The sequence below is a fragment of the Methylobacter sp. Wu1 genome (assembly GCF_036553575.1).
GTDB lineage: Bacteria > Pseudomonadota > Gammaproteobacteria > Methylococcales > Methylomonadaceae > Methylobacter.
This window is the reverse complement of record NZ_JAZHOC010000033.1, coordinates 26,973-45,863: the sequence shown is the minus strand read 5'-3', so window position 1 is coordinate 45,863 and position 18,891 is coordinate 26,973. Positions and strand designations below refer to the sequence as shown.

The window sequence follows — 18,891 nt, the reverse complement described above, 5'->3', positions numbered from 1 at the left end:
TTACCAGGCTCCATCGCGTTCAATCTCTAAATCGTCTGTTTCCCAATAGCGGTCATTCTTGCTGGGGATGGGGGTGTATTCGATCACCGAAGCCGGCGTTGATCCGGCGTGCACACCCAATGCACAAGCCCAGAATCTGTCGGCGTGGCCGTTTTCCGAGCGCTCGGCCGTGAACCGGATATTGCCGGACGGCGTAACGGACTTGGTCACCGCCCGCAGATCGGCGCGTATCTCCGGCTCATATGGAATGCGCAGCTTGCGATCCTCCAGGGCGCCGCGTACCGGATAGGCCAGCGCTTCTTTTATGGAGGCGGAAAACGTCACCAGCTCGATGCGGTATTGACCAAACTGCTTTTGCGCATCGTCGCCCCAGCCGATCCCCAGGCCGGTGTAATCGATGCAGCAGCGCGACAACACTGCCAGCCAGGGCCACAACACTTTTTCCTGATCCGGCTTGCTCATCTTCTTGAGCGTGATGATCTTGCGGGTATACAGCACATCGCCCAGCCGTTCGAATATCCACAAAACCGTCAAATCTTTTTGCCGACCGATATCCAGCCCGCCGTACAATTCCCGGCCTTTGGCCTGATCCAGCTCGATTTCCCAAGGCTCGCCGCTGGGGTATTCGGCGCTGGCGATCAGGTCGTATTCCAGGAAGGCCGCGTCATCGTCGGCCGGATCGCACATGTATTCCTGCAGGAACGATTCTTCGTCGGCGCAGCCGGACTTGATGAAATCGAAATAGTCGGCCTCGGTCATGGCCTGCACTTCGTGGTCGGCCGGCAGCGCGCGTTGCAGTTTGTATAAAAAACCCTGATCCAGCGCATCCTGGAGCGTTACCCGGTGCAGGCTGATCTTTTTGGGATTGCCGTGCTCGCGCACCTCGCGGATCAACTGATTGAAAAAGTTGTGGCTGCCGCGGTGCGTCGATATCAGCTCCATGGAGCCGCCCCAGGTGATGCCAGGGTAGGCAATCGACCACAGCTTGCGAGGATCGGGATGCAGCGCGAACTCGTCCAGGATGCGGCCGCCGCGCTTGCCGGCCTGCGCATCCGGATTGCTGGACATGCTATGGATGCGCTTGCCGGAGGCGAACTCCAGCACGTAGGCAGTCAATTTGGCCTTTTCGTCGATGACCTTCTCGCCCAGATCCTGGGCGGCAATTTGCAGGATTTTCGCAAACATCTTGCAGTCTTCGATGAACAGACGGGCTTGCAAGTCATCGCGGCTGGAAACCCATTGGTCCCAGCGCTGGCCCGCCATGGCTGTACGCTCATCGGCCTTGTAGGCCGTCGACCAGCTGATGCCGATCTGGCGGGATTTTTCCATCAGCTTCAGGCGCGAATCGTCCTTGATCCAGCGTTCCTGGAACGGCAGGAAAATCGCGTCGGGATTGGCCGGAATGATCTTCGCGTTACCCATTGTTATTCATGCCCAGCGCTTCGCGGATGCGCTCTATGCCTTGCTCAGATACGCCCTCGGCTTTGGCCGCACTGGTTGCGGCCTGCGCGGCTTGTTCACGGATTTTATGCTCGATTTCCTGTTTCCATTTCTTCTGCAGCACGCTGGCCTTGGTCATGTCCAGCACGGACTTGGCGGCCTCTTTCAACAGCCCGACACGCTCGCTGGGTTCGGCCTCGTCCAGATCCTGGAGCGTGACCATGACGTCGAACAACTCGGACTGCACCAGGGAAATGACGGCAGCCGAGCGCAGGTCGGCATCATCTGGCGCCGCCTCGGCGATCAGACGCGCGGCCTCGGTGGAGTTTTTGACGGCTTGTAACTTGCGCTTAAGCTTTGAACCGTGGCGATAAGCCGAACTGCGGCTGATCTCGAAGCCATTGGCGGCCAACCAATCGACCAGGCCGTCATAATCGGTAAAATTGCGCCGGATCAGCTCCTGCTCAAAGGCGGCGCGCTGTTCGGGCGTCAGCCCATCGATCAGTGATGGCTTTGGCATTAGTTGAAATACTTCTCAGGTCTGGCGATGCCGGGCTCGACCGGTAGCGTGTACTCGACGATATCGACGCCATAGCGGGCGATTTCGCCAAACCAGCGACCATCCGGGCGCTTGTCGATCTTGACCAGGTCGCGGTCGTGCAGGTAGTCCAGCTCACGCCGCACTTCGTTTTGCGTGGCGTCCGGGTATTCCGACTGGATCACCGACAGCACAATCTTTTCGAAGGCGCCGATCGGCCTGGCGTTGTTGAGCGTTAATAGTATTTGCCAGCGGATCGACTCGCGCCGGATTTTTTCCAGGTCAGCCATGGTTTCGTTCTCCTTTCAATAGGGCGTTTTCAATGCGGACAGCCAAGCCGTCAATCTTGGCCTCTATAATGGTTTGGTTTCGGATGTAATCATCGCGGCGCACATAGTTAAGCGGAAGCTCTGATCGCATGGTCATCAGATCGCGCTCAATGCGCTGCCATTCGGCCTCGCTCTTCTTTGCGCCTTGCTCCAGGGCCGCGAATTTGGTATCTAGGCGTTTTTCGAACTGCGTCAGCAACAACTTGGCGAGACCTAGCAGCACAGTCATGCTTACGGATAGTAGAGCGCCCAGCACGCCAATCAGCTGCCATAAATCAATTGTTAAATTCATCGCCCCAGTCTCTCCAGGCGTTCCTCGGCGGCCTTGCAGTTCACGCACAGGTTGACGCCGGGGATTGATTGCCGGCGCGCTTGCGGGATTTCGTTGCCGCAGGTTTCGCAGTGCGTGAGCGAGTAGTTCTTCAGGTTGAATGTCTGCCGCTGCCGGTGTTGCAACAGTGCCAGATCCGTGTGAAATTGCTCGGCATGGCCGATTTGCTCGTCATCATTCATGTGGTCTAGCGGGTTGAGCAGCGGTTCGAGCCCTTTCATGGTCGTTCCTTGTTGATCGAATAATGGTTTCCAGGGTTTCGGCATATTGGCGCAGCCGGCGCTGGCGTTCGGCCAGGCGCCGGTAGACGTCACCACTCAGGCAGTCCAGCTCGCTGCCCTTGATCGCCGGCAGCACCGGCCGGGCCGGCAGGGGCAGGGGCTGCGCCTGGATCGGCGGGCGCGGCGCCGGGCAGCCAGTCATTGTCAAAATCATCGCGATCAGGGCGAGGCGTTTGGGCATAAAGGTCTTCCTTGCGGTGGCGTTCGTGCAGGGTTTCCAGGTCGGCATCCAGCGCCTGGCGCCGGGCGATTCGGTCCTGGGCGGCCGTATTGGCGGCCTGTAGCGTGTCGACGGTCTGTGCCAGGCGCTGCGCCTTGCTGCGGTTGACCAGCACCACGGCGATCAAGGCCAGAATGGCCAAGGCGGGGGCGAGGTATAAAACGATTGTCGCCCACATCATTGACCGCCCGTGCCGTTCAGGCCCGAGCGTTTGAACTTGCGGTCCACGCCCAGATAGCCCATGCCGTTCGTCACCAATATACCGGCGTCGGCCGGGTCCATCAGGCCCGTAATGCCGCCCAGCACGCCATAAATGATTGCCAGCCAACCGGCCGTTTTCGTGACCCAGCTCATAAAGCCGCCTCCTGATTGATATTGAACAATTTAAAGAATGCGCGGCACGGCATGTGCAGCAGCAGCTGGAATTGCACGGCGCGGCCTTCGGCGCAGATGTTATCCACGCGCGCGGCCGACGCGTTGACCCTGTGGCGCTCATAGTGCAGTTCTTCGGCTAATGCCTGGTGTCTGGCCAGCAGTTTATTTACGTCGGTAGTCATTGAGGGTTTCCTTCGAATAGGGCGCGCTCAGCGGCGCGGCGGGTGATTAAGCCGTTCAGCTTGACCTTTTTGCCGTCCACGGTGCCGTAGATCCAGCGGTCAAACTCGGCGCTAGCGCCGGCGGTGTCGCCGGCATGCAGCTTCTTGCGCAGGGTCGATTGTGCGTAGTTGCCCTGGCCGATGTTGAAAATGAACGAGACCAGGGCATCGAACTGATGCTGCGTGAGCGCGACCGGCGTTACGGAGCGCAGGAATAGCGCGGTCTGGGCGATGTCGCGGTCCAGCAGTTGCCGAGCCTGATCTGGATTGATGCGCAGCAGGGCTTTGGCTTCAGCGCTGATGACCTGGCGGCGCTGGCAGTCGGCCTTGATGCGGGCCAATGACTCGGCCGAGACGTTCCGGAATAGCTTGGCGTCCCATTTCGGCACGATCACGTGGCCCCATCCGATGGTCAGCAGGTTGGATGGGCACAGGTAAGCGCCCAGATACAAAGCTTCGGACGCTTTAATCAGGTCGGTGCAGGCGGCTGAAACGGTAGTGGGGTTTTGTGTATTCATGCGGGCCAGTATAAGAACCGGCCCGGCGGGGCAGGATAGGAAAGGCTTCCTAAACGGGCTTAGGCGTCAAAGATATCCAGCTGGCGCATCGGCACGGCATTGCAGATCTGGTTGACCTGGCGCTGGGTCAGGCCGTATTTGATGGCAATATTGGCCTGCGACTTGCCGTCGGCGAAGTCGCGCAAAATGTTCTGGTTGCGCAGGGCGCGGGCCGCGGCCGCCGCACGCGGGATATCGATCAATTCATCGGCATAGATTTCGCACAACAGGCCGAAGGCCTCGGGGCCCAGCAATTCAGCCAAACGATGGGTTGCATGCGGCTTCTTGGGCACGTGGATACGCACGCCCGGGTAGTTCAACAATAAAACAATCGCGGTCTGCTGGCCGCAGTAGCTGGCGATCTCTTGTAACCGTGGCGGAATCAGATCCGTCGGCAAATCAAACAGGCGTGAATTCAACATGGCGGCTGGATTGGAAGTTTATGAAGGCACGCATTATAAACTATATGTTTATAAATGGGCACAAAAAAGCCCCGTTTGAGCGGGGCTTAACGTGTTCAATACTTAGGGCGGAACGAGGGCTTTTCAATCAGATTCTTTATGATCCTTGTGCTGGACGGTCAGGAAGTATACGCCCGATTCCTTAATCAAGGACAATTCTAATTTTTTGTCGCCTTGTATGATTTCTTGCTTGGCCTTTTCACTGGTTTTGGCTTTCGATACTTTTTGAATTGCTGCCTCAAGCCATTTCCCCCGGCCGTCCCATTCCGGCACAGTGTTATTGAGTAGAATAACCATACAAGCGATATTGCCTAGGTTGACTGCAGGATTCTTTACCGATCCAGTCATCAGTGAGACACGATTGACATTGTCAGGCTCCCCCATCACTTCTAGCGTTGACATGGCTTTCGTACTATCAGACGAAGCCATCATACGGCGTTCCCCGCCGGCAAGTGGCGCTAATTCAAATGTCATGCCGAATTCATCAAACCCCTTGCTGACTTCGGCGAAAGTTAGACCAAGTGATGGATTTGTAATGTCCGCTTTTCCCTCAGTATTGGGTGCTGAGTCTTCTTCTGTGATATTGATTTCTGCCGCCGGATTAATCTGGTGCGCCAACTTTTTGGCCTCATAAATCTCTTCTTTGCGCAATGGGCCACATTCGATATTAAAGTCTTGCTCGGATAGTTTGGCCATTGCTTCAGCGCAACGCTCTCTTGGAGTTTTTGGATTGGCTGCAACAGGTGATTCTTCTGGATTTGGCGCTACGTTAACAACGTCCTGCTTATTTGCCGTTTTCGCGCTATTTTTTTCTGGAGGCCCTATGTATATCCCAATCGCTAAAAGCATTAAAAATACAGCCGCCAGCGTCCAGAGTATTGTTTTAATTGTTTTCACTCGTCTTTCTCCCAAGTTTAAAACAGGTAATCTTAGCCGTAAGACGGGATTTTCGTAAACGCCAGACAAAAAAAAGCCCCGGCTTGGCGGGGCTTTTTAGCGGGCTTAGGTATAGCTATTTAAGGCCGGCCGTTAGCGCGGCCAGCGCGTCCCGTTGCTCAGAAACGAGAAACGCCATCAGCACCGAGAACTTATCGCGGTTGACGTTGTGCAGGTCTTTCTCGGGCAACAGCAGATCGTCAATGGCTTCCAGGCAGATGACGATCGTGTCCAGGCGGTCCAGGGCGTCGATTAGCGGATTCATTCTGCACCGCCTTTAGGCAATAGGCCGTCCCGACGTGCTTGCCAAATAACCTGGCGCACATGGTTAAAGGTTTTTCCGGTCGCTTTGACAATTTCATGGCGCGGGCAGCCGTCCAACTCCATCTGGATAATAGTATCGGTGACCTTGAATTGCTCTTCTTGCCGGCGCTTGGCGGATGCCACAATGTTATGCAGGCCCAAGGAGGCGCATTCGGCGCCGGTCAGAAAGACCGTGGCGTTGTTTAAATCCGCCTTGGCTTGCTTAAGGGTTTCGCGGTAATCGCTGTACTGCGTTAATGAAATCGGTTTGCTGACATCGATGGATGACGGCTTGAGCTGGCCTGTCGCCATCTCGTCATAAGCGCGGATGACTTGCAGACTGAATGATGGACTGATCCACATGGCGTAGGCGTAAACCAGTTCTTTAGCGACATAGGTGCCTTGTTTATTGCCCCCGTTTATCACTCTAACCGGTTGATTTTGTTCCAGAGCCGGAATTCCGGCACTGGATAATTCCGCGATTAATTCTTGTGCTTGCTGCGTTTCCAGCCAGTAGTTTGGGCGGTGCTTTTTGAGGCTTCCGGCGACTTTGTGAAGATCATTCAGGCAATAACGACCTTGATCGTCCTGACGGATAGGGGTATTGGAAATAGTTAGCGCTAGTGCGTTCATGGTGGGTTCCGATAAGTAAGATTATAAACCCGGCAACATGAGACCAATCATGGGTGCCGGACTGAACGGGTTGGCCTACCGGCTTATCGGACCGGCCCGCCTTTTTAGGGGCGGCCCGTCCAGCCCGACATAATGAAGAGCTGAACGCTATACATAAAAATGCCGCATGATGCGGTCATGTACCGATAAATTCCGGGAGGCCAATCCCGTACACCGGCTTTTGCCAGTGCCCGATCAGATTAGCGCCCGGAACGGGTTTTGTCAATTCGCCGGGCGGCGATTGACAATGCAGGTCACGCGGTTTGCCGCGCCTGCCTGATCTGGTCCTCCAGTTTGTTGATCTGCTCCAGCAAGGCTTCGTCGCCACCGGCTTCGTAGAGTTGCCTGACGCCGTTCAGTTCGCCCGTCAAGCGTGTTAAAACGGCATTCTGCTCGTTGCGTTTAACACGCTCATCCGGCGCATAATCCAGAAAGCGCTTTTCGAACAGCCAGCCCTGGGCCATCTTGCGCACCTGGCCGGGCGCCAACTGCTTGCCGGCCTCCTTTTTGGCGGCATCGACGATCTGCTGGTATTGCGCGTCGGTCAGTTCGCCCAGCTGGTGCCAGCGCATCGCGGCCTCGTTGCGCCCTTGCTTGTGCCCGAAGGCGAGCCAGAACGCCGTGAACCACTTGCGCTGCCGGTCGCTCAATTCCCGGTGCCAGTCCTTGCCGGTCTGCGGCTTGCTCTCGATTGGTTGGCCGTAGCCGTGCCGGGTCAGGGCGTCCCACAGGTCTTCGGCATACTTGATCGCCGCCGGCAGCTTGGGCAGTTCCGGCAGGCTGCGGATGATCACGGCCTGAACGAAGCGTTTTTTGCTCATACGAACAGCCCCACGAAAGTCAGCACGGCATAATAGGCCGCGATCCAATACCAATGGCTCTCATTTAGCCATACCGCCATGCCCAGGCTGGCGAGCGTTAGCCCTGATAGATAGAGGTCGTTCATGCGCTTTCGACCTCCGGCTCGATCGCGGCCAAGTGCTGATCCAGTGCGGCCTTGTAGGTGTCATAGTCGACGATCTGGATATCTTCGTTGTGCTTTTTGATGTGGGTGATAAAAGCGCCAGGCGTTGAAAAATAGGGCAAGGTGAAAAAAAAGCGGTCATAAATGCCCATCTTCTTGGTTTCGCGCTTGCCGAACGCCCTTTCGTATTGCTTGATTTGCTTGGCGCTTCTACCCTTGCTTTTGATTGCATAAAAGCGGCGGGGAATATCGGGCAGCTTGTCGATTTCGCTTTCCCGGCCATGCCAGATATCCTGGCCTTTCATATAGCCGTTGACATAAACCGCAATCACCAGGCGCATCTTGTCTCTCTGGACCTGTGCCGCGACGGCATAGCCATCGATTAGGAAATAAACAGAGCAGTATGGCGTGGATAGCTTGCGCTTGACCTCGTCCCATTGCTCTTTTGTTGGTTTTGCTGGTGTTGCCATTATTTCCTCCTCGGCCTGATATTCGTCATGTTTCCGCAATGATCGCATTTGCAGCGTTGCCGGGTTTTCAGTTCCTCGCGAAGCTCGCGCATCTGTTCAAGACTGCGCTTCCACATGGATTCTTCGTGCGCCAATCGAAGCAGCATGGCTACCGGATTCAGCTTCTCGCCACAATCGCCACACTCTACCGTGTTGAGTTCTTCGCTGACGATGATCGGTCTATGCTTGCAAGCACCAGGGCGATAGCGGGCTCTGGCATCAGTCAGACTTATCACATTGGAGGCCAGTTCTATAAGGTCTATTTTCATTTCGCATCCCGCCCTTCGCGCTGGGCGTTATTCGGCAATTCGCGTTCGAGTTTTACCATGATGGCGGCGCAGTCCTTCATAAATTCGTGTGTCCGCTCAATATGTTCGAGCACCTTTTTAGTGCTTATTGTTTTCTGCGTTTCGCAGAGTCGATACAACACCGAAAGGCCATCGCCCCTTGCTAGGGCGGCAGCTATATAAATCGCCTCGCGTTTCAATTCGTCGTTGTTCATCTGACTTCCCGTCCTTCACGCTTAGCATTCTTCATCAAGCCCGCGATGATGCCGGCCAGCTCGCGGCCGTCGCAGAATTCCAGCGCGTCCTTTTTGTACATGTGCTTGGCCATGCTGGCCACATACTCATACGGGCGCCCGGCATCGGCCAGCAGCGCCTCGATCTTGCGCAACTGCGCGGCCCGTTCGGACGCGCTGCCGATCGAATGCGGCCGGCGGCCGGCCCGCTTGGGCGTGGTAAAGGTGGCGCCGGCGCGTTCCAGGTGCTGTACCACCTTGCTGATGCCTTCCGGTGTCAGGTCTTTGGCCGACTTGACGCCGCCGATCGCCAACAGCATGGCGCGGTAGGTGTCGTCATCCATGCCCAGCTGCTGCTTGCCGATATGGATCTTGCCGATCGCGGCGTGACGTCGGGTGACGTGTTTGGGGTTTTTATAGCTTCGGTTTCGGTTACTAGCCATGATTGCTGCTCTTGTTGTTGTTTTTGCTGAAAAGGGCGGCCGTTCGGGCCGCCCGTACCGGTAGGGTTTAGTAATAGCTCTGCCGCGCATTGCCGGCCAACGAGGCGAACGTCACGCCGTCCGGCGCACTCGCCGGGGTCAGTCCGGGCCGTAGCGCCTCGCGGGCATTATCCATTTCCTTAAGATGCACGATCTGGCGGCTCGGCTGGCTTTTACGGGCTTTCAGCAGCCGGCGGTCATGCGTCCTGCGTCCCCATTTCGTTGCATAATGGCCGCGCATGAAGGCGCAGGCTAGCCGGTTGTCCAGCCTTGGGCTGTCGACATGGAGCGGCGCCTTCAGGCCGCCCATTTCGGCGATAAAGTGTTCGGACGTGATCGGCATATCCTTCAGCGGCGTCTTCTCCAGCCGGGGCAATATCTCGGCCTCGTCGTACAGATAGGCGTTGTTTCGCTTGGCCTTGGGTTGCGGCATGCCCAGCGCCGGCAAGGCGGCGGCCAGGTTGACTTTATAGCTGGACGGCAGGCCGGCCAGTTTGGCGATCTGCTTGCGGTCGATCAGTACAGGTGATGTGGTTTCCATGACTATAACCCCGCAATATCCATAGCAATCTGCTGATACTTGTCGGACTCGCCGACCCGCTCATACAGACGCAGATACTGGGAGGTCGAGGTGATCTGGATCGAATCCTTCAGCGCCTGCATGGCCTGCTGCCATTTCGGATCATCGATTTTCAGGCGCATGAGGCCGAAGATTCTGGCCGTGTTAATGTTGCCCTGCTTGTCGGTCTGGAAGGCGTGCTCGACCAGGGCTTTGATGTTGGCGTTGCTGTCGGCGGTCCATTCGTGAATGCACTCGTCGATCAGCTGCTTGGCGATGTGCAGACGCTCATCGAAGTTCAGCGAGTCGCTGACCGCCACGATCACCTTGTATTTGCCGTCATAGCTGACCAGGGACAGATTGCCTTTACGGCCGCCGAATGTGGTCTTGTACTGTTCGGCCGCGATGGCCAGAAAGGCCGCGATATCGTCCATGGCCTGGTTCTTGAAGGTGCGCATCTGCTCCTGGACGCGGCGGGCCTTGCTGATAATGGTGGCGACGGTGTCATCGCGCAGCAGATCCAGCGGCTCGATGGTGGCGACAGGCACCAGGCGGCCGTACGAGTCGGCGCGGTAGCCGTCGGGGATAGGGAAGGACGTATTCAGAGGATTTGTGCTCATGGTGTTACCTAAATTCATGCGTTAAGGTGCCCATGCCGGGAAACGGCACGGGCGGGGTTGTTTCAGTGCAGCGCTTTAAAGGCCAGTGTGCGCCACGGCCGCCGAGCTTGCCAGCGGCGGCGCGGGTTCAAGGCCGGCGCCACCATGGCCCGGTGCCAGACGACCTCGACGCCGTCCACGTTGGCGGCATAGGTGAAATAGTGTCCGCGTCCGTCCTGTCCCTGGCCTTTGTAGCGCGAGGGCAGCTGCCGGGTCGCCACTGTGGCCTTGACCGTGATGCAGGGCGCATCGCCAAAGCGCGCGGTCACGATCACGAAGCCCATGGCGAGCAGTTTTTCGGCCACTTGGGCGACCAGGCCTGGGTTCTGTTCAGCGGGCATCACAAAACCCCCTTGCTGTACAGGTCGCGAGCCGTGCGGCGGCGGGCTTTCAAGCGGCGCTTGGCTTGCAGGTTTTCAAAAAGGCCCGTGCAGCGGTCCAGGAACAGGTCCAGGCGGGCGCGGCGGCGGGCGTGTTTCAGCAGTTCGTTATGCGGTCTGATCATGTTAAACCTCCTGATCGTTAACGGGATGCGGGCGCGGGATCGGGCGCACGGAGAACACCGGCGCCTCGCCCCGGATGTCCATGTCGATGACCTGAAAACCCAGATCGGTCAGCCGGACGATATGCTCGGCCAGCTCGGCTAGTCGGGTGCAGTCGGGCTGGGCGGCCAAGCTGACGCCGACGGTTTTCGTGACGGCCTGCATGGCCGGGATGGCGCGCTCGATGCGCGCCGCCAGTTGGTTGAAGAGTGCCTTCATGCGTCCTCCTCGTCGTCCGTGTCCGGACCGAATGACACGCTGATCAGCGTGTCCTGCTTGACGTTGAGCGCGATAAAGTACATGAGCGTGCCGTCGCGCAAATCCAGCCGCTCCAGGGAGTGAACGGCAACCAGGCCGGGATTGTCTTTGTTAATCTGGATGCTCATCTTATAAACCCTCCTCAACCAGTCGCCACGCAAAGGCGCGGTAACCTTTATTTTCAGCATTGTCGCTATGGAATCTTTCGTATTCACACAGTGGCCACATCTTTGGACGAGACAACCCTAATCGAAATCTAGCGCGAAAGTTGATTCCACGTCTTGCTGTCAATCGCCAGCGACAATGTTCACGGAGCAATTTGCGGTGTTTAACGCCTCTTTTAACTGTGCAGATCTTTCTCATTTCATACCCCCTGTTTTACCGTGTTCGCAGTTCCGGCAGGCCCGCCAATGGGCCAGACCGATCGGATTCGATGGGCGCGGCTTGCTGGAATAGTCCAGGCACTCGGCGCGCTTTAACTCGATGTTAAGGTGTGGGCAGAGAATCCGGCCGAAAGCGTCCTCGAATTTCTCCAGGATGTTTTTCGGGTTGGCCGGATATTTATCCCTGACCACGAGGCTGAGCGTGCAGCGCGGCACGCCGATCTTGGCCGCCACTTGCGTGATGTTGGTTCGGGCCACCTCGGCCTTTAGCCGTTCTAATGATGCTTGATTAGGCATTGACTTTACTCCAGACGACCTCGCCTAGATTCGGGTCGAATATTTGCTTGCAGCGTTGAATCTGCGGCGGCCTGGGGCCGGTGTTTTTGCTTGCCTTTAACATATAGCGGCCGTCCTCACGGGTTGCATAACCCGCATAAAATAGATTTTTAAGATAATCCAGCGCATAGGATTCGGTGATCGGGTGCTCGGGCGTGCTCGCGAAGGCGACCAGCTCCTGGACCGTGACCGGGCGCCCCAACTGGCGCAAAGTTCGCCACATATTTTCCTGTGGCCGGCCTTGTTTTACTTCGGCTCCCTTGCGATCGACGCGCGGCGCTTCGACGCCGTTGTCCTTTTCCAATTTATAAACCTTGGTTTTCTCGTCGCGGCTTAAGATACCGCCGGCGTGCAAGGCTTTTAAATAAGTCCGGGTCGTGTCGTAGGGAATGGCGCCTGATACTGCGCCACTGAGTTGTTTTAGGGTGAACTCGCGCAAAATGCGGACTTGCTCCCAGATTAACTGGCGCGGTTCTTTGCCGCCGATCATTTGCAAATGGACGGGTTTTTTACCTGGCGATCTACGCATGGGTGGCCTCCTTCGCATTGATATAGTCAATGGCGGCGGCGCCGGCGGCGATCAGTTCTTGCAGCTCCTCTTTGGTCAGCGTCAGCATGCCGACCGTATTGTGGTTAGCGCATATCAAATGCAGCGAAATAGCAGGCTCCTTGCTGTTTTCCCTTACGGCCAGCCTCATGCTGGCATCCCCTGAAAACACGCGCCCCCCGGCGCGATCGTCTGCGTATGTTTCTACTTGCATTACTTAAACCCTACGTTTTGGCGCTTCGCCGGTGTAAAAATTGACTTTGTTCTTTTGGCAGATCGCCAGGTCGATATAATCGGCGCCCAGCATGTCCGCTTCCTCTCGGGCCTGGTCCAGATTGACGCAGACACGACGGACGCTGCCGTGGCTGATGTCGACCAGATGCGCCAGCAGGTCGTCGCCGCAGGCGATGCCGGGCGCGTAGACTTGCGCCAGCAGGCGCGCATCGTCCAGGGAGACGGGCAGGGCGGGCACAAAAGACAGGATGCGGCCGTGGAAGCGTTCCCACTTTTTCAGCTTCTGCGGCAGGCTTTCCTCGCCGATGATCAGGATCGGCGCTTGGCTGCCCTCGTAAATATCGCGGACCAGTTCCACGGCCTTCTTGTCGACCAGGTGGTCCATCTCATCGACGACCAAAGGCCGGCCGGAGGCGCTCAGCTGGTCGCAGATCTGGTCGAGCATTTCGCCGGTCGTCTGGCCGGCCTTGATGCCCATTTCCAATAGGATTTTCTGGAGCAGCACTTTTTTGCTCCAGATCGACTTGACCTGGACGTAATAGCCGCGCTGGGCGTTGCACAGGAAGTTGCTCGACAGGCTTTTGCCCCAGCCTGACGGCCCGTAAAAGCAGACCAGGCCCGGCAGATTGGTCGAGCGTGACAGGGCGCGCTCCAGGGCCGTCTGGCATTGCGCCAGGTTGCCGATTTGCGCGATGCCGGCCGCTTGCGTGACGGGGTTATCATGTTGTATCATCATAATTCACTCATTTTTGTTGTTAGTGTTACAGTGCGCCGCTGGATTGCTCGTCAGCGGCATAAGTGCGCAGCCAGCTTCTGCCGTCGGCAGATTTCGGGTACGCGATGTAAAAAGGGCGCAAGCCGTCGGGGATGTCCTCACCGGCTTTTACCCGTTGATCCAGTTCGCGCCAGAAGTTAAAGCGCTCCCTGGGTTGGTCGCTCGTGGGAATGGTGGCTGCCATTTCCACGGGCCGATTCTCGACACGCAGCGCGGCTGCGCGCATGCCGGGGATTTCTTCAATGGGCAGGGCTTCCAAAGCCTTGCCGCCGTTACGTTCCGCCTCGATCTCTTCCAGTGTTTTCTCCGCGCGTTTCCGTCGGCCGTCGGCGCGTCGATCTCGCGCCTGCTCGATGACGGGCTTGGGGAAATAATCCCTGGAATTGCCGTTAAACTCAGCCTTGCACAGGAACCGGCCGTCCTCGTCATAAACCCAGACCCACTTGGCGTCGTGGATGTCATAGCCGATTTGCAGCTCTTCGCCGTGGCGGGTCGCCAATTCGCTGTTAAAGTAGCGGTTGCTGAACAGATTGATCTCGGCGCGCAGGATTTTGCGTACCACGCGCGGCCTGAACAGGATATCGGCCTCTTCGGGCGCGATTGTGTGATGCTGATAGCCATCGATCGTGTTCATCTTACGCGCCCGGTACTCATAGGGGCGCATGTGCCGACGCTTGCCGGTTTCGGGGTCCTGGATCGTGGGCAAACTGCTGTGCGGCCGGTTGTTATAGTGCTCCATCGCATCCTCGCAGGCGGCGATAAAGTTGGCCCAGCTGATCGGCAGGCGGATCAGGCCGTTCTTGTCGCCGCGGCGGCTTTCGTTGTGGAAAAGCTGCTTGGCTTCGCGGTCCATGTCCCAGCCGATATAGCTGTCCAGCGTCTTGGCCAGCGGTATCCATAAGGATTTATGCAACCGCTCGATCACGCCGCGCGCCTGGCTGTTGTAGGGCAATGAATGCTGGACCTCGGTGCCGAACCGGCCCAGGATGCCGACGGCCTCGTCTTTCAACATTTCGTTGGCATAGCCTGAGCCGTTATCGACATAGAAGATGGCCGGAATGCCTGAGCGCGTGAACGCATGGCGCAGGGCGTCGACCGTGGTCAGCGAGGCTTCGGACAGCGATACGGAAAAGCCGACGACGGAGCGGTCGCCCACGTCGATAATGGCCGTGACTTCCGGCCGGAACGGGCGACCATGAAAAGGATGCTGGACTTCGGCGTCAAAACTATGGCCATCGGCGGACCAGACATCATTCGGCCACAAATCCTCAAAAGCCCGGCGCACAAAGGGCTTGATGCTTTTCAGTTCGCGCGGCCCCATGCGGCCTTTTTCGGCATGGATCTTGGGCAACTTGTCCAGAAAGCGCCTAACCTGGTGAATGCTCGGGCAGTTGCCCCGGTGTTGGCTGGCGAACTCGGCATAAGCCATCGCGACGCTGGGTTTTTGCGGGCGCTGGTAGCACTTCAAAAAGTCTGCCGCCCAGACGGGCAGGGTCATTTTTTTCTGGTTGAATTTAGGGACCAGGCTGTCGGCATTGAGCCAGCGTTTGATCGTGCGCACGCTGGGCACGGCGTTTTTGGCGCCGCGCTTGTCGCGGGCCAGTTCCAGCTGGCGGGCCACGATCGGGTTGAGCTGGCCGCGTTTGGCCAGGGTCAGTAAGGTGTTGATCGCGGTTTCCTGCGTGCAGCGGGTTTCTGCTTGCAGGCGCGCGATCTCGGCGACGATCGCTTGGCGGGCATCGCGCTCCAGGCGCTGGGTGTCGGTGAGCGACCACTCGTCGACCTCGATAACGGCCGGCAGCTGGTCGGCCGGCAAGGCTTCGCTAACGCGCTGATTCGCTAAATGTTTTTGTGTTCCTTTGGGCGTGGCTGATTCGGGATATTCGTAGCCGCCGCCTTTGCCTGACCTGGCGCGGCTTGGCCAGTTTTCGCGAACAGCCATTTTTATTACGCCTTGTATGGTTCCAGGCATACCAGGCAATCCGGCCAATTCCTTGGCACTGTAATAGTGTTGTTTACTCATGGCCGTCATCCTGCATCATGGCCTCAAGGCGTCTAATGCGCGCATTAATGTCTTTGAGGGTCTGCTCTCTTAATAGCACCAGTCGGCCTAGCTCCTGGGCGACGGCGTCCTTGCCGTAGGCGACCATGCCGCCGCGCTTTTCGGCCATCCAGTCCGTCAATTTGGATGAGTTGCAAACTTCTTCCAATACCGGCGCCAACCATAAAGGCAAGGCATGATCGATGCGGGCCGGGCTGGCGTAGCCGTCCAGCATATGCTTGCTGATTTCCTTGCCGGCTTTGCGTGATAATTCCGCACTGATTGCGTTACGATTTGGAAACCCTGACTCGGTCAATATCTCGCCGATCAAAAGCGCTGATTCGCGCGCATAGCGGTTATCGCCGGGCGCCAATGTCTGGGGCGCTGGAATTTTGAACAGTTCAACTGTAAATCCATCTTGACTTTTAAACATTTAAATCCTCTCCTTGCGGTTTTTGCGTTTACTGTGGGCTATAATTCCCATCACCTTATATACAGGGTTAAACACTACGTGGCCGTCGGCCTCGATTGGGCATGCCTTGATCGTCATAGCGCGAGGGCCAGATCTCCTGGGGCGCGACACCGATCTCGGCGGCGATAATGCGCTCGCCTTTGGGATAAGGCGAGGCGATCGCATTGCCCAGCGTGTACGGGCTTAGCTGGTGGTGGATAGAAAGCCGACGTAGCGACCAGCCTTTTTTCCGAAGGGCGGCCACGATGTCGGCGGGATGCCAGTCCGAGTGACTGGCTTTTTTTGTATTGTTTAACTGGCTCATGTGGTAAACAATACTTCAAATAATTACGAGCATCAACAAAAAATTACGACAATGTTTTGTTGTGTCGTAGTTTGTCGGAGTTTGATCGTAAATAATTACTGGGATTGTTGATAAATGTTTACTTTTTTCAAAAGCTTATGATAACTACGACACTCGAAGAGCATAATAGCGACGATGTCGGAGTTAGCGATTCTAACTCCGACACATTTGCGGAAAGAATTGATGAGATAGTTAACGAATTTGGAGGAAATTCTGAGTTCGCAAGAATTTGCGGTTTTTCTGAAGGCATCGTAAGAAATTGGCGAAAGGGCGATTCTGATCCATCAAGAAAAAAGTTAATTGTTATTGCTGACGCGTTTAATCTTAATTATGAATGGCTCTTGACGGGCAATGGCCCAAAGTACCGCGGCGATAAAGAGCCTATAACTGGCGCTATTGAGTCCGACGATTATTTATACATACCTTTATATGATGTACGAGCCTCGGCCGGCCATGGTGCCTGGAATGACAGCGAAAATATCAAATGCTATTTAGCATTCAGACGCGAATGGATACAGCACGAGCTGGGGGGCGCCTCCGATCAGCTTTGCCTAGTCTATGTCGCCGGTGAGTCGATGGAGACGGCGCTGCACGACAATGATGTCGTCATGGTTGATTTATCATCCAAAGAACTGGTTACTGAAGGCATTTATGCGCTGATCATGGACGGGCGCTTCTTGCTCAAGCGCCTGCAAATCCTGCCAGGAAAAAAAATCAGCATCAGCTCTGACAATAAAGCGTATCAATCGTTTATTGTGGAAGACGGACTGGACAGTCCGGACCTTTATCTGGTCGGCAGGGCAGTCTGGATCGGACGAAAATTATAAAATATTAAAAAAATCCAGTTTAAAGTTAGTTTAAAGTTAGCCATCCTAATTCTTTTGCACTATAATAAAAAACTACAAATAAAACAGTTATTTACAAAACTTTAAACTGATAATGAACATTTAGTGCACGAGTTTAAAGTTTGATTGGTTAACTTTAAACTTAACTGGGACGGATTTGCGGTTATAATTGGGCTATTATTAATCGCCATTAGGAAATGAGTTCGATTGGTCGATTATAAAAACGTCAAATAAACAAAATGTTAACGCTGAAAAAGGCAAAAACAGCAAAACCTTCCTGGCTGTTTTATCTAAAAATCGTCAAATTGTCCTTGTGCCATGCAAAACGCGAAATTCTTTAAGATTTTGCGGAAATTTTGCAAAACACAAAAAATCAGCAAAATCGTCTGAGCCCAGTCATTCCGCTATGTTCGGGCTCATTTCGCCTAGTTCCGTTTGTGCCATATACTTCACTAATTCACAAAAACAGCCGCAACAGTTGCCGATTCATCAGGCACAAAAAAGCCCCTATTGAAAGGGGCTGAATAAGGACTTTGTATTGAGGGTGAGAGCGTAAACCTTCGTTCATGATATTACCGCTCATTTCTTATCGACTAATTAACAAAAATTAAAAGACATAAAAAAGGCCAGCATATAGCCAGCCTTGATCGATGATTGTTCTTTGATGTAATGCTTCGGTTACTTTAGGTGGAGTTTCTCTAAATATTCCGCTGATTCCCCGATTGTATCGGCTAGCAGATTGACAGCGTCTAGCATAGTCACTTTGTTAAAGTTGCTCTTGATGGCTTCCGGTATAAGACTTTCGCATTCCTCATCCACTTGAAACCGTCTAAGCATGTCTGATATTGCCAATATTGCTCCACTTGCCTGTTTAATCTTCTCAATATGCTCCTGAGTTACGTCATAGGGCCTAAAAGCGGGTTCTTTTCGGCGGTCATGCTTTCTCTTATCTTTAGCACGCGACTCAATAAATCTATACAGTTTTTTATCTGGTTCTGTCTCTAATTTCATATTGTTTGTACTGTGCAAGAAACACAAGATAAGCATAGTTGACAAAAATAAAACTGCCAGTAAATGGTGGGCTTGGCTGAGCTTTGATGCTCACTATTTGGTTATACTGACTCAAGCGCTCGCAATGGAAGAACAAAAGGCAAAAAAAGCCCCTAAATTAAAGGGGCTGAATAGAGACTCCACTGTAAGTGAGGGTGGGGTGTAATCCCTCGGTCATGATGTTACCGCTCATTTCTTATTGGTTAATTAATGAGATACAAAAAAGCCGGTGTGCCCCGGCTTTGATTAAGTATTTTCTGATTACGGCTATTCGCAAACAGCCTCTAATTTTTCCCAAGCCGTCATGTGTTGGTGTCTGATCGCTGATGCTGAGCCGGCCAGCGTTGAGGTGATCTAATTCGGGTGGATATCAAACTCGGCCGACAATTCGGCTAAGGTCTTATCGCCTCAGCGCTGCCAGGGCTACCTTGGCTTTGAATTGCGGTGAGTGATTGCTTCTTTTCTTGTTCACGTTTTTCCCTCATGCGTTGATATCACCATAGAGCCGCTTTATCACTTAAGCCGCTGTCCATTTTCTTAGGCCATTTCTGTTCATGTAAATAAATCACATATTGCCTGTGTAATTTTTAACAGATTTCAACGATCCATTTCTTCAAACTATCTCAAGTACTTCGATGTTCAACAGGGCGGAACTTGGCATTTCAATTTTAATGTGGGGCGTGAGTTAAGGCTCAGCAGGTTCTATCC

The 18,891-nt window shown here is 55.0% G+C and carries 34 protein-coding genes and 1 pseudogene; 1 reads left to right on the top strand and 34 read right to left on the bottom strand.

Translation table 11 applies throughout. From position 1 onward, the window contains the following. The 32 genes from V2P20_RS03645 to V2P20_RS03490 form a co-directional block, all read right to left on the bottom strand. The gene (locus tag V2P20_RS03645) at positions 1-1,422 is read right to left on the bottom strand and encodes a terminase family protein (RefSeq protein WP_331816214.1); all 1,422 of its coding nucleotides are present in this window, start codon (positions 1,420-1,422) and stop codon (positions 1-3) included. After that, a complete protein-coding gene (locus V2P20_RS03640) occupies positions 1,415-1,960 on the bottom strand; it encodes a phage protein Gp27 family protein (protein WP_331816212.1) in 546 nt (181 codons plus the stop codon). Before V2P20_RS03640 ends, V2P20_RS03645 begins: the two co-directional genes overlap by 8 nt. Then, entirely contained in the window at positions 1,960-2,268 is a 309-nt protein-coding gene (locus V2P20_RS03635) for a hypothetical protein (protein WP_331816210.1), read from the bottom strand. Before V2P20_RS03635 ends, V2P20_RS03640 begins: the two co-directional genes overlap by 1 nt. Continuing rightward, positions 2,261-2,599: a hypothetical protein gene (locus V2P20_RS03630; protein ID WP_331816208.1), complete on the bottom strand. Its 339-nt coding sequence runs from the start codon at positions 2,597-2,599 to the stop codon at positions 2,261-2,263. Before V2P20_RS03630 ends, V2P20_RS03635 begins: the two co-directional genes overlap by 8 nt. Beyond that, a complete protein-coding gene (locus V2P20_RS03625) occupies positions 2,596-2,955 on the bottom strand; it encodes a TraR/DksA C4-type zinc finger protein (protein WP_331816206.1) in 360 nt (119 codons plus the stop codon). Before V2P20_RS03625 ends, V2P20_RS03630 begins: the two co-directional genes overlap by 4 nt. Continuing rightward, positions 2,949-3,320 carry a hypothetical protein gene (locus V2P20_RS03620; protein WP_331816204.1) on the bottom strand — a complete coding sequence of 124 codons (372 nt, stop codon included), beginning with the start codon at positions 3,318-3,320 and terminating at the stop codon, positions 2,949-2,951. The genes V2P20_RS03625 and V2P20_RS03620 overlap by 7 nt, the downstream gene beginning before the upstream one ends. Then, positions 3,317-3,493: a hypothetical protein gene (locus V2P20_RS03615; protein WP_331816202.1), complete on the bottom strand. Its 177-nt coding sequence runs from the start codon at positions 3,491-3,493 to the stop codon at positions 3,317-3,319. Before V2P20_RS03615 ends, V2P20_RS03620 begins: the two co-directional genes overlap by 4 nt. Further along, positions 3,490-3,696: a hypothetical protein gene (locus V2P20_RS03610; protein WP_331816200.1), complete on the bottom strand. Its 207-nt coding sequence runs from the start codon at positions 3,694-3,696 to the stop codon at positions 3,490-3,492. The genes V2P20_RS03615 and V2P20_RS03610 overlap by 4 nt, the downstream gene beginning before the upstream one ends. Continuing rightward, positions 3,693-4,253, bottom strand: a complete 561-nt coding sequence (locus V2P20_RS03605; protein ID WP_331816198.1) for a lysozyme — start codon at positions 4,251-4,253, stop codon at positions 3,693-3,695. Before V2P20_RS03605 ends, V2P20_RS03610 begins: the two co-directional genes overlap by 4 nt. Positions 4,254-4,312: 59 nt before the next feature. Then, positions 4,313-4,714 carry a Mor transcription activator family protein gene (locus tag V2P20_RS03600; protein ID WP_331816197.1) on the bottom strand — a complete coding sequence of 134 codons (402 nt, stop codon included), beginning with the start codon at positions 4,712-4,714 and terminating at the stop codon, positions 4,313-4,315. A gap of 123 nt (positions 4,715-4,837) precedes the next feature. Continuing rightward, the gene (locus V2P20_RS03595; RefSeq protein ID WP_331816195.1) at positions 4,838-5,650 is read right to left on the bottom strand and encodes a hypothetical protein; all 813 of its coding nucleotides are present in this window, start codon (positions 5,648-5,650) and stop codon (positions 4,838-4,840) included. A gap of 115 nt (positions 5,651-5,765) precedes the next feature. After that, positions 5,766-5,954, bottom strand: a complete 189-nt coding sequence (locus tag V2P20_RS03590) for a hypothetical protein (protein WP_331816193.1) — start codon at positions 5,952-5,954, stop codon at positions 5,766-5,768. Beyond that, the gene (locus V2P20_RS03585; RefSeq protein WP_331816191.1) at positions 5,951-6,625 is read right to left on the bottom strand and encodes a KilA-N domain-containing protein; all 675 of its coding nucleotides are present in this window, start codon (positions 6,623-6,625) and stop codon (positions 5,951-5,953) included. The genes V2P20_RS03590 and V2P20_RS03585 overlap by 4 nt, the downstream gene beginning before the upstream one ends. Positions 6,626-6,918: 293 nt before the next feature. Next, positions 6,919-7,485 (bottom strand): hypothetical protein, encoded by a 567-nt coding sequence (locus V2P20_RS03580; protein ID WP_331816189.1) that lies wholly within the window; start codon positions 7,483-7,485, stop codon positions 6,919-6,921. Next, entirely contained in the window at positions 7,482-7,610 is a 129-nt protein-coding gene (locus tag V2P20_RS03575; RefSeq protein ID WP_331816187.1) for a hypothetical protein, read from the bottom strand. The genes V2P20_RS03580 and V2P20_RS03575 overlap by 4 nt, the downstream gene beginning before the upstream one ends. Further along, positions 7,607-8,098 (bottom strand): hypothetical protein, encoded by a 492-nt coding sequence (locus tag V2P20_RS03570; RefSeq protein WP_331816185.1) that lies wholly within the window; start codon positions 8,096-8,098, stop codon positions 7,607-7,609. Before V2P20_RS03570 ends, V2P20_RS03575 begins: the two co-directional genes overlap by 4 nt. Continuing rightward, complete coding sequence (locus V2P20_RS03565; RefSeq protein ID WP_331816184.1) at positions 8,098-8,406, bottom strand: hypothetical protein; 309 nt, start codon at positions 8,404-8,406, stop codon at positions 8,098-8,100. Before V2P20_RS03565 ends, V2P20_RS03570 begins: the two co-directional genes overlap by 1 nt. Then, positions 8,403-8,639: a hypothetical protein gene (locus V2P20_RS03560; RefSeq protein WP_331816183.1), complete on the bottom strand. Its 237-nt coding sequence runs from the start codon at positions 8,637-8,639 to the stop codon at positions 8,403-8,405. Before V2P20_RS03560 ends, V2P20_RS03565 begins: the two co-directional genes overlap by 4 nt. After that, complete coding sequence (locus tag V2P20_RS03555) at positions 8,636-9,100, bottom strand: regulatory protein GemA (protein WP_331816182.1); 465 nt, start codon at positions 9,098-9,100, stop codon at positions 8,636-8,638. The genes V2P20_RS03560 and V2P20_RS03555 overlap by 4 nt, the downstream gene beginning before the upstream one ends. A gap of 67 nt (positions 9,101-9,167) precedes the next feature. Continuing rightward, the gene (locus tag V2P20_RS03550; RefSeq protein ID WP_331816181.1) at positions 9,168-9,680 is read right to left on the bottom strand and encodes a hypothetical protein; all 513 of its coding nucleotides are present in this window, start codon (positions 9,678-9,680) and stop codon (positions 9,168-9,170) included. Between the two features lie 2 nt (positions 9,681-9,682). Continuing rightward, a complete protein-coding gene (locus tag V2P20_RS03545) occupies positions 9,683-10,318 on the bottom strand; it encodes a DUF3164 family protein (protein ID WP_331816179.1) in 636 nt (211 codons plus the stop codon). A 62-nt stretch (positions 10,319-10,380) separates the two neighbouring features. After that, positions 10,381-10,698: a hypothetical protein gene (locus V2P20_RS03540; protein WP_331816177.1), complete on the bottom strand. Its 318-nt coding sequence runs from the start codon at positions 10,696-10,698 to the stop codon at positions 10,381-10,383. Next, positions 10,698-10,862, bottom strand: a complete 165-nt coding sequence (locus V2P20_RS03535; protein ID WP_331816176.1) for a hypothetical protein — start codon at positions 10,860-10,862, stop codon at positions 10,698-10,700. The genes V2P20_RS03540 and V2P20_RS03535 overlap by 1 nt, the downstream gene beginning before the upstream one ends. Position 10,863: 1 nt before the next feature. Next, positions 10,864-11,118, bottom strand: coding sequence for a hypothetical protein (locus V2P20_RS03530; protein WP_331816174.1), 255 nt, complete (start codon positions 11,116-11,118; stop codon positions 10,864-10,866). Beyond that, a complete protein-coding gene (locus V2P20_RS03525; protein ID WP_331816172.1) occupies positions 11,115-11,285 on the bottom strand; it encodes a hypothetical protein in 171 nt (56 codons plus the stop codon). The genes V2P20_RS03530 and V2P20_RS03525 overlap by 4 nt, the downstream gene beginning before the upstream one ends. 231 nt (positions 11,286-11,516) lie before the next feature. Beyond that, positions 11,517-11,837 (bottom strand): helix-turn-helix transcriptional regulator, encoded by a 321-nt coding sequence (locus V2P20_RS03520; protein WP_331816170.1) that lies wholly within the window; start codon positions 11,835-11,837, stop codon positions 11,517-11,519. Beyond that, positions 11,830-12,405, bottom strand: a complete 576-nt coding sequence (locus V2P20_RS03515; protein WP_331816168.1) for a hypothetical protein — start codon at positions 12,403-12,405, stop codon at positions 11,830-11,832. Before V2P20_RS03515 ends, V2P20_RS03520 begins: the two co-directional genes overlap by 8 nt. Next, the gene (locus tag V2P20_RS03510; protein ID WP_331816166.1) at positions 12,398-12,637 is read right to left on the bottom strand and encodes a hypothetical protein; all 240 of its coding nucleotides are present in this window, start codon (positions 12,635-12,637) and stop codon (positions 12,398-12,400) included. The genes V2P20_RS03515 and V2P20_RS03510 overlap by 8 nt, the downstream gene beginning before the upstream one ends. 3 nt (positions 12,638-12,640) lie before the next feature. Continuing rightward, on the bottom strand, positions 12,641-13,393 hold the full coding sequence (locus V2P20_RS03505) for an ATP-binding protein (RefSeq protein WP_331816164.1): 753 nt from the start codon (positions 13,391-13,393) through the stop codon (positions 12,641-12,643). Between the two features lie 25 nt (positions 13,394-13,418). Then, positions 13,419-15,455, bottom strand: a complete 2,037-nt coding sequence (locus V2P20_RS03500; RefSeq protein WP_331816162.1) for a Mu transposase C-terminal domain-containing protein — start codon at positions 15,453-15,455, stop codon at positions 13,419-13,421. Next, a complete protein-coding gene (locus tag V2P20_RS03495) occupies positions 15,448-15,906 on the bottom strand; it encodes a hypothetical protein (RefSeq protein ID WP_331816160.1) in 459 nt (152 codons plus the stop codon). The genes V2P20_RS03500 and V2P20_RS03495 overlap by 8 nt, the downstream gene beginning before the upstream one ends. Positions 15,907-15,973: 67 nt before the next feature. Beyond that, positions 15,974-16,249: a helix-turn-helix transcriptional regulator gene (locus tag V2P20_RS03490; protein WP_331816158.1), complete on the bottom strand. Its 276-nt coding sequence runs from the start codon at positions 16,247-16,249 to the stop codon at positions 15,974-15,976. Positions 16,250-16,386: 137 nt separating this feature from the next. On the opposite strand from V2P20_RS03490, the gene V2P20_RS03485 reads away from it, so the two are divergent. After that, the gene (locus V2P20_RS03485; RefSeq protein ID WP_331816156.1) at positions 16,387-17,115 is read left to right on the top strand and encodes a S24 family peptidase; all 729 of its coding nucleotides are present in this window, start codon (positions 16,387-16,389) and stop codon (positions 17,113-17,115) included. 696 nt (positions 17,116-17,811) lie between these two features. Here the strand turns inward: V2P20_RS03485 and V2P20_RS03480 are convergent. Together V2P20_RS03480 and V2P20_RS03475 are read right to left on the bottom strand one after the other, a co-directional pair. Beyond that, positions 17,812-18,144 carry a hypothetical protein gene (locus V2P20_RS03480; RefSeq protein WP_194970614.1) on the bottom strand — a complete coding sequence of 111 codons (333 nt, stop codon included), beginning with the start codon at positions 18,142-18,144 and terminating at the stop codon, positions 17,812-17,814. 396 nt (positions 18,145-18,540) lie between these two features. Next, positions 18,541-18,655, bottom strand: a pseudogene (locus tag V2P20_RS03475) (transposase); the annotation flags it as partial. Positions 18,656-18,891: the final 236 nt, after the last annotated feature.

Coding starts and splice junctions, on each gene's coding strand:
- V2P20_RS03645 (WP_331816214.1), bottom strand. CDS start 1,422: ATGGGTAACGCGAAGATCATTCCGGCCAATCCCGACGCGATTTTCCTG.
- V2P20_RS03640 (WP_331816212.1), bottom strand. CDS start 1,960: ATGCCAAAGCCATCACTGATCGATGGGCTGACGCCCGAACAGCGCGCC.
- V2P20_RS03635 (WP_331816210.1), bottom strand. CDS start 2,268: ATGGCTGACCTGGAAAAAATCCGGCGCGAGTCGATCCGCTGGCAAATA.
- V2P20_RS03630 (WP_331816208.1), bottom strand. CDS start 2,599: ATGAATTTAACAATTGATTTATGGCAGCTGATTGGCGTGCTGGGCGCT.
- V2P20_RS03620 (WP_331816204.1), bottom strand. CDS start 3,320: ATGATGTGGGCGACAATCGTTTTATACCTCGCCCCCGCCTTGGCCATT.
- V2P20_RS03615 (WP_331816202.1), bottom strand. CDS start 3,493: ATGAGCTGGGTCACGAAAACGGCCGGTTGGCTGGCAATCATTTATGGC.
- V2P20_RS03610 (WP_331816200.1), bottom strand. CDS start 3,696: ATGACTACCGACGTAAATAAACTGCTGGCCAGACACCAGGCATTAGCC.
- V2P20_RS03605 (WP_331816198.1), bottom strand. CDS start 4,253: ATGAATACACAAAACCCCACTACCGTTTCAGCCGCCTGCACCGACCTG.
- V2P20_RS03600 (WP_331816197.1), bottom strand. CDS start 4,714: ATGTTGAATTCACGCCTGTTTGATTTGCCGACGGATCTGATTCCGCCA.
- V2P20_RS03590 (WP_331816193.1), bottom strand. CDS start 5,954: ATGAATCCGCTAATCGACGCCCTGGACCGCCTGGACACGATCGTCATC.
- V2P20_RS03585 (WP_331816191.1), bottom strand. CDS start 6,625: ATGAACGCACTAGCGCTAACTATTTCCAATACCCCTATCCGTCAGGAC.
- V2P20_RS03580 (WP_331816189.1), bottom strand. CDS start 7,485: ATGAGCAAAAAACGCTTCGTTCAGGCCGTGATCATCCGCAGCCTGCCG.
- V2P20_RS03575 (WP_331816187.1), bottom strand. CDS start 7,610: ATGAACGACCTCTATCTATCAGGGCTAACGCTCGCCAGCCTGGGCATG.
- V2P20_RS03570 (WP_331816185.1), bottom strand. CDS start 8,098: ATGGCAACACCAGCAAAACCAACAAAAGAGCAATGGGACGAGGTCAAG.
- V2P20_RS03565 (WP_331816184.1), bottom strand. CDS start 8,406: ATGAAAATAGACCTTATAGAACTGGCCTCCAATGTGATAAGTCTGACT.
- V2P20_RS03560 (WP_331816183.1), bottom strand. CDS start 8,639: ATGAACAACGACGAATTGAAACGCGAGGCGATTTATATAGCTGCCGCC.
- V2P20_RS03555 (WP_331816182.1), bottom strand. CDS start 9,100: ATGGCTAGTAACCGAAACCGAAGCTATAAAAACCCCAAACACGTCACC.
- V2P20_RS03550 (WP_331816181.1), bottom strand. CDS start 9,680: ATGGAAACCACATCACCTGTACTGATCGACCGCAAGCAGATCGCCAAA.
- V2P20_RS03545 (WP_331816179.1), bottom strand. CDS start 10,318: ATGAGCACAAATCCTCTGAATACGTCCTTCCCTATCCCCGACGGCTAC.
- V2P20_RS03540 (WP_331816177.1), bottom strand. CDS start 10,698: ATGCCCGCTGAACAGAACCCAGGCCTGGTCGCCCAAGTGGCCGAAAAA.
- V2P20_RS03535 (WP_331816176.1), bottom strand. CDS start 10,862: ATGATCAGACCGCATAACGAACTGCTGAAACACGCCCGCCGCCGCGCC.
- V2P20_RS03530 (WP_331816174.1), bottom strand. CDS start 11,118: ATGAAGGCACTCTTCAACCAACTGGCGGCGCGCATCGAGCGCGCCATC.
- V2P20_RS03525 (WP_331816172.1), bottom strand. CDS start 11,285: ATGAGCATCCAGATTAACAAAGACAATCCCGGCCTGGTTGCCGTTCAC.
- V2P20_RS03520 (WP_331816170.1), bottom strand. CDS start 11,837: ATGCCTAATCAAGCATCATTAGAACGGCTAAAGGCCGAGGTGGCCCGA.
- V2P20_RS03515 (WP_331816168.1), bottom strand. CDS start 12,405: ATGCGTAGATCGCCAGGTAAAAAACCCGTCCATTTGCAAATGATCGGC.
- V2P20_RS03510 (WP_331816166.1), bottom strand. CDS start 12,637: ATGCAAGTAGAAACATACGCAGACGATCGCGCCGGGGGGCGCGTGTTT.
- V2P20_RS03505 (WP_331816164.1), bottom strand. CDS start 13,393: ATGATGATACAACATGATAACCCCGTCACGCAAGCGGCCGGCATCGCG.
- V2P20_RS03500 (WP_331816162.1), bottom strand. CDS start 15,455: ATGAGTAAACAACACTATTACAGTGCCAAGGAATTGGCCGGATTGCCT.
- V2P20_RS03495 (WP_331816160.1), bottom strand. CDS start 15,906: ATGTTTAAAAGTCAAGATGGATTTACAGTTGAACTGTTCAAAATTCCA.
- V2P20_RS03490 (WP_331816158.1), bottom strand. CDS start 16,249: ATGAGCCAGTTAAACAATACAAAAAAAGCCAGTCACTCGGACTGGCAT.
- V2P20_RS03485 (WP_331816156.1), top strand. CDS start 16,387: ATGATAACTACGACACTCGAAGAGCATAATAGCGACGATGTCGGAGTT.
- V2P20_RS03480 (WP_194970614.1), bottom strand. CDS start 18,144: ATGAAATTAGAGACAGAACCAGATAAAAAACTGTATAGATTTATTGAG.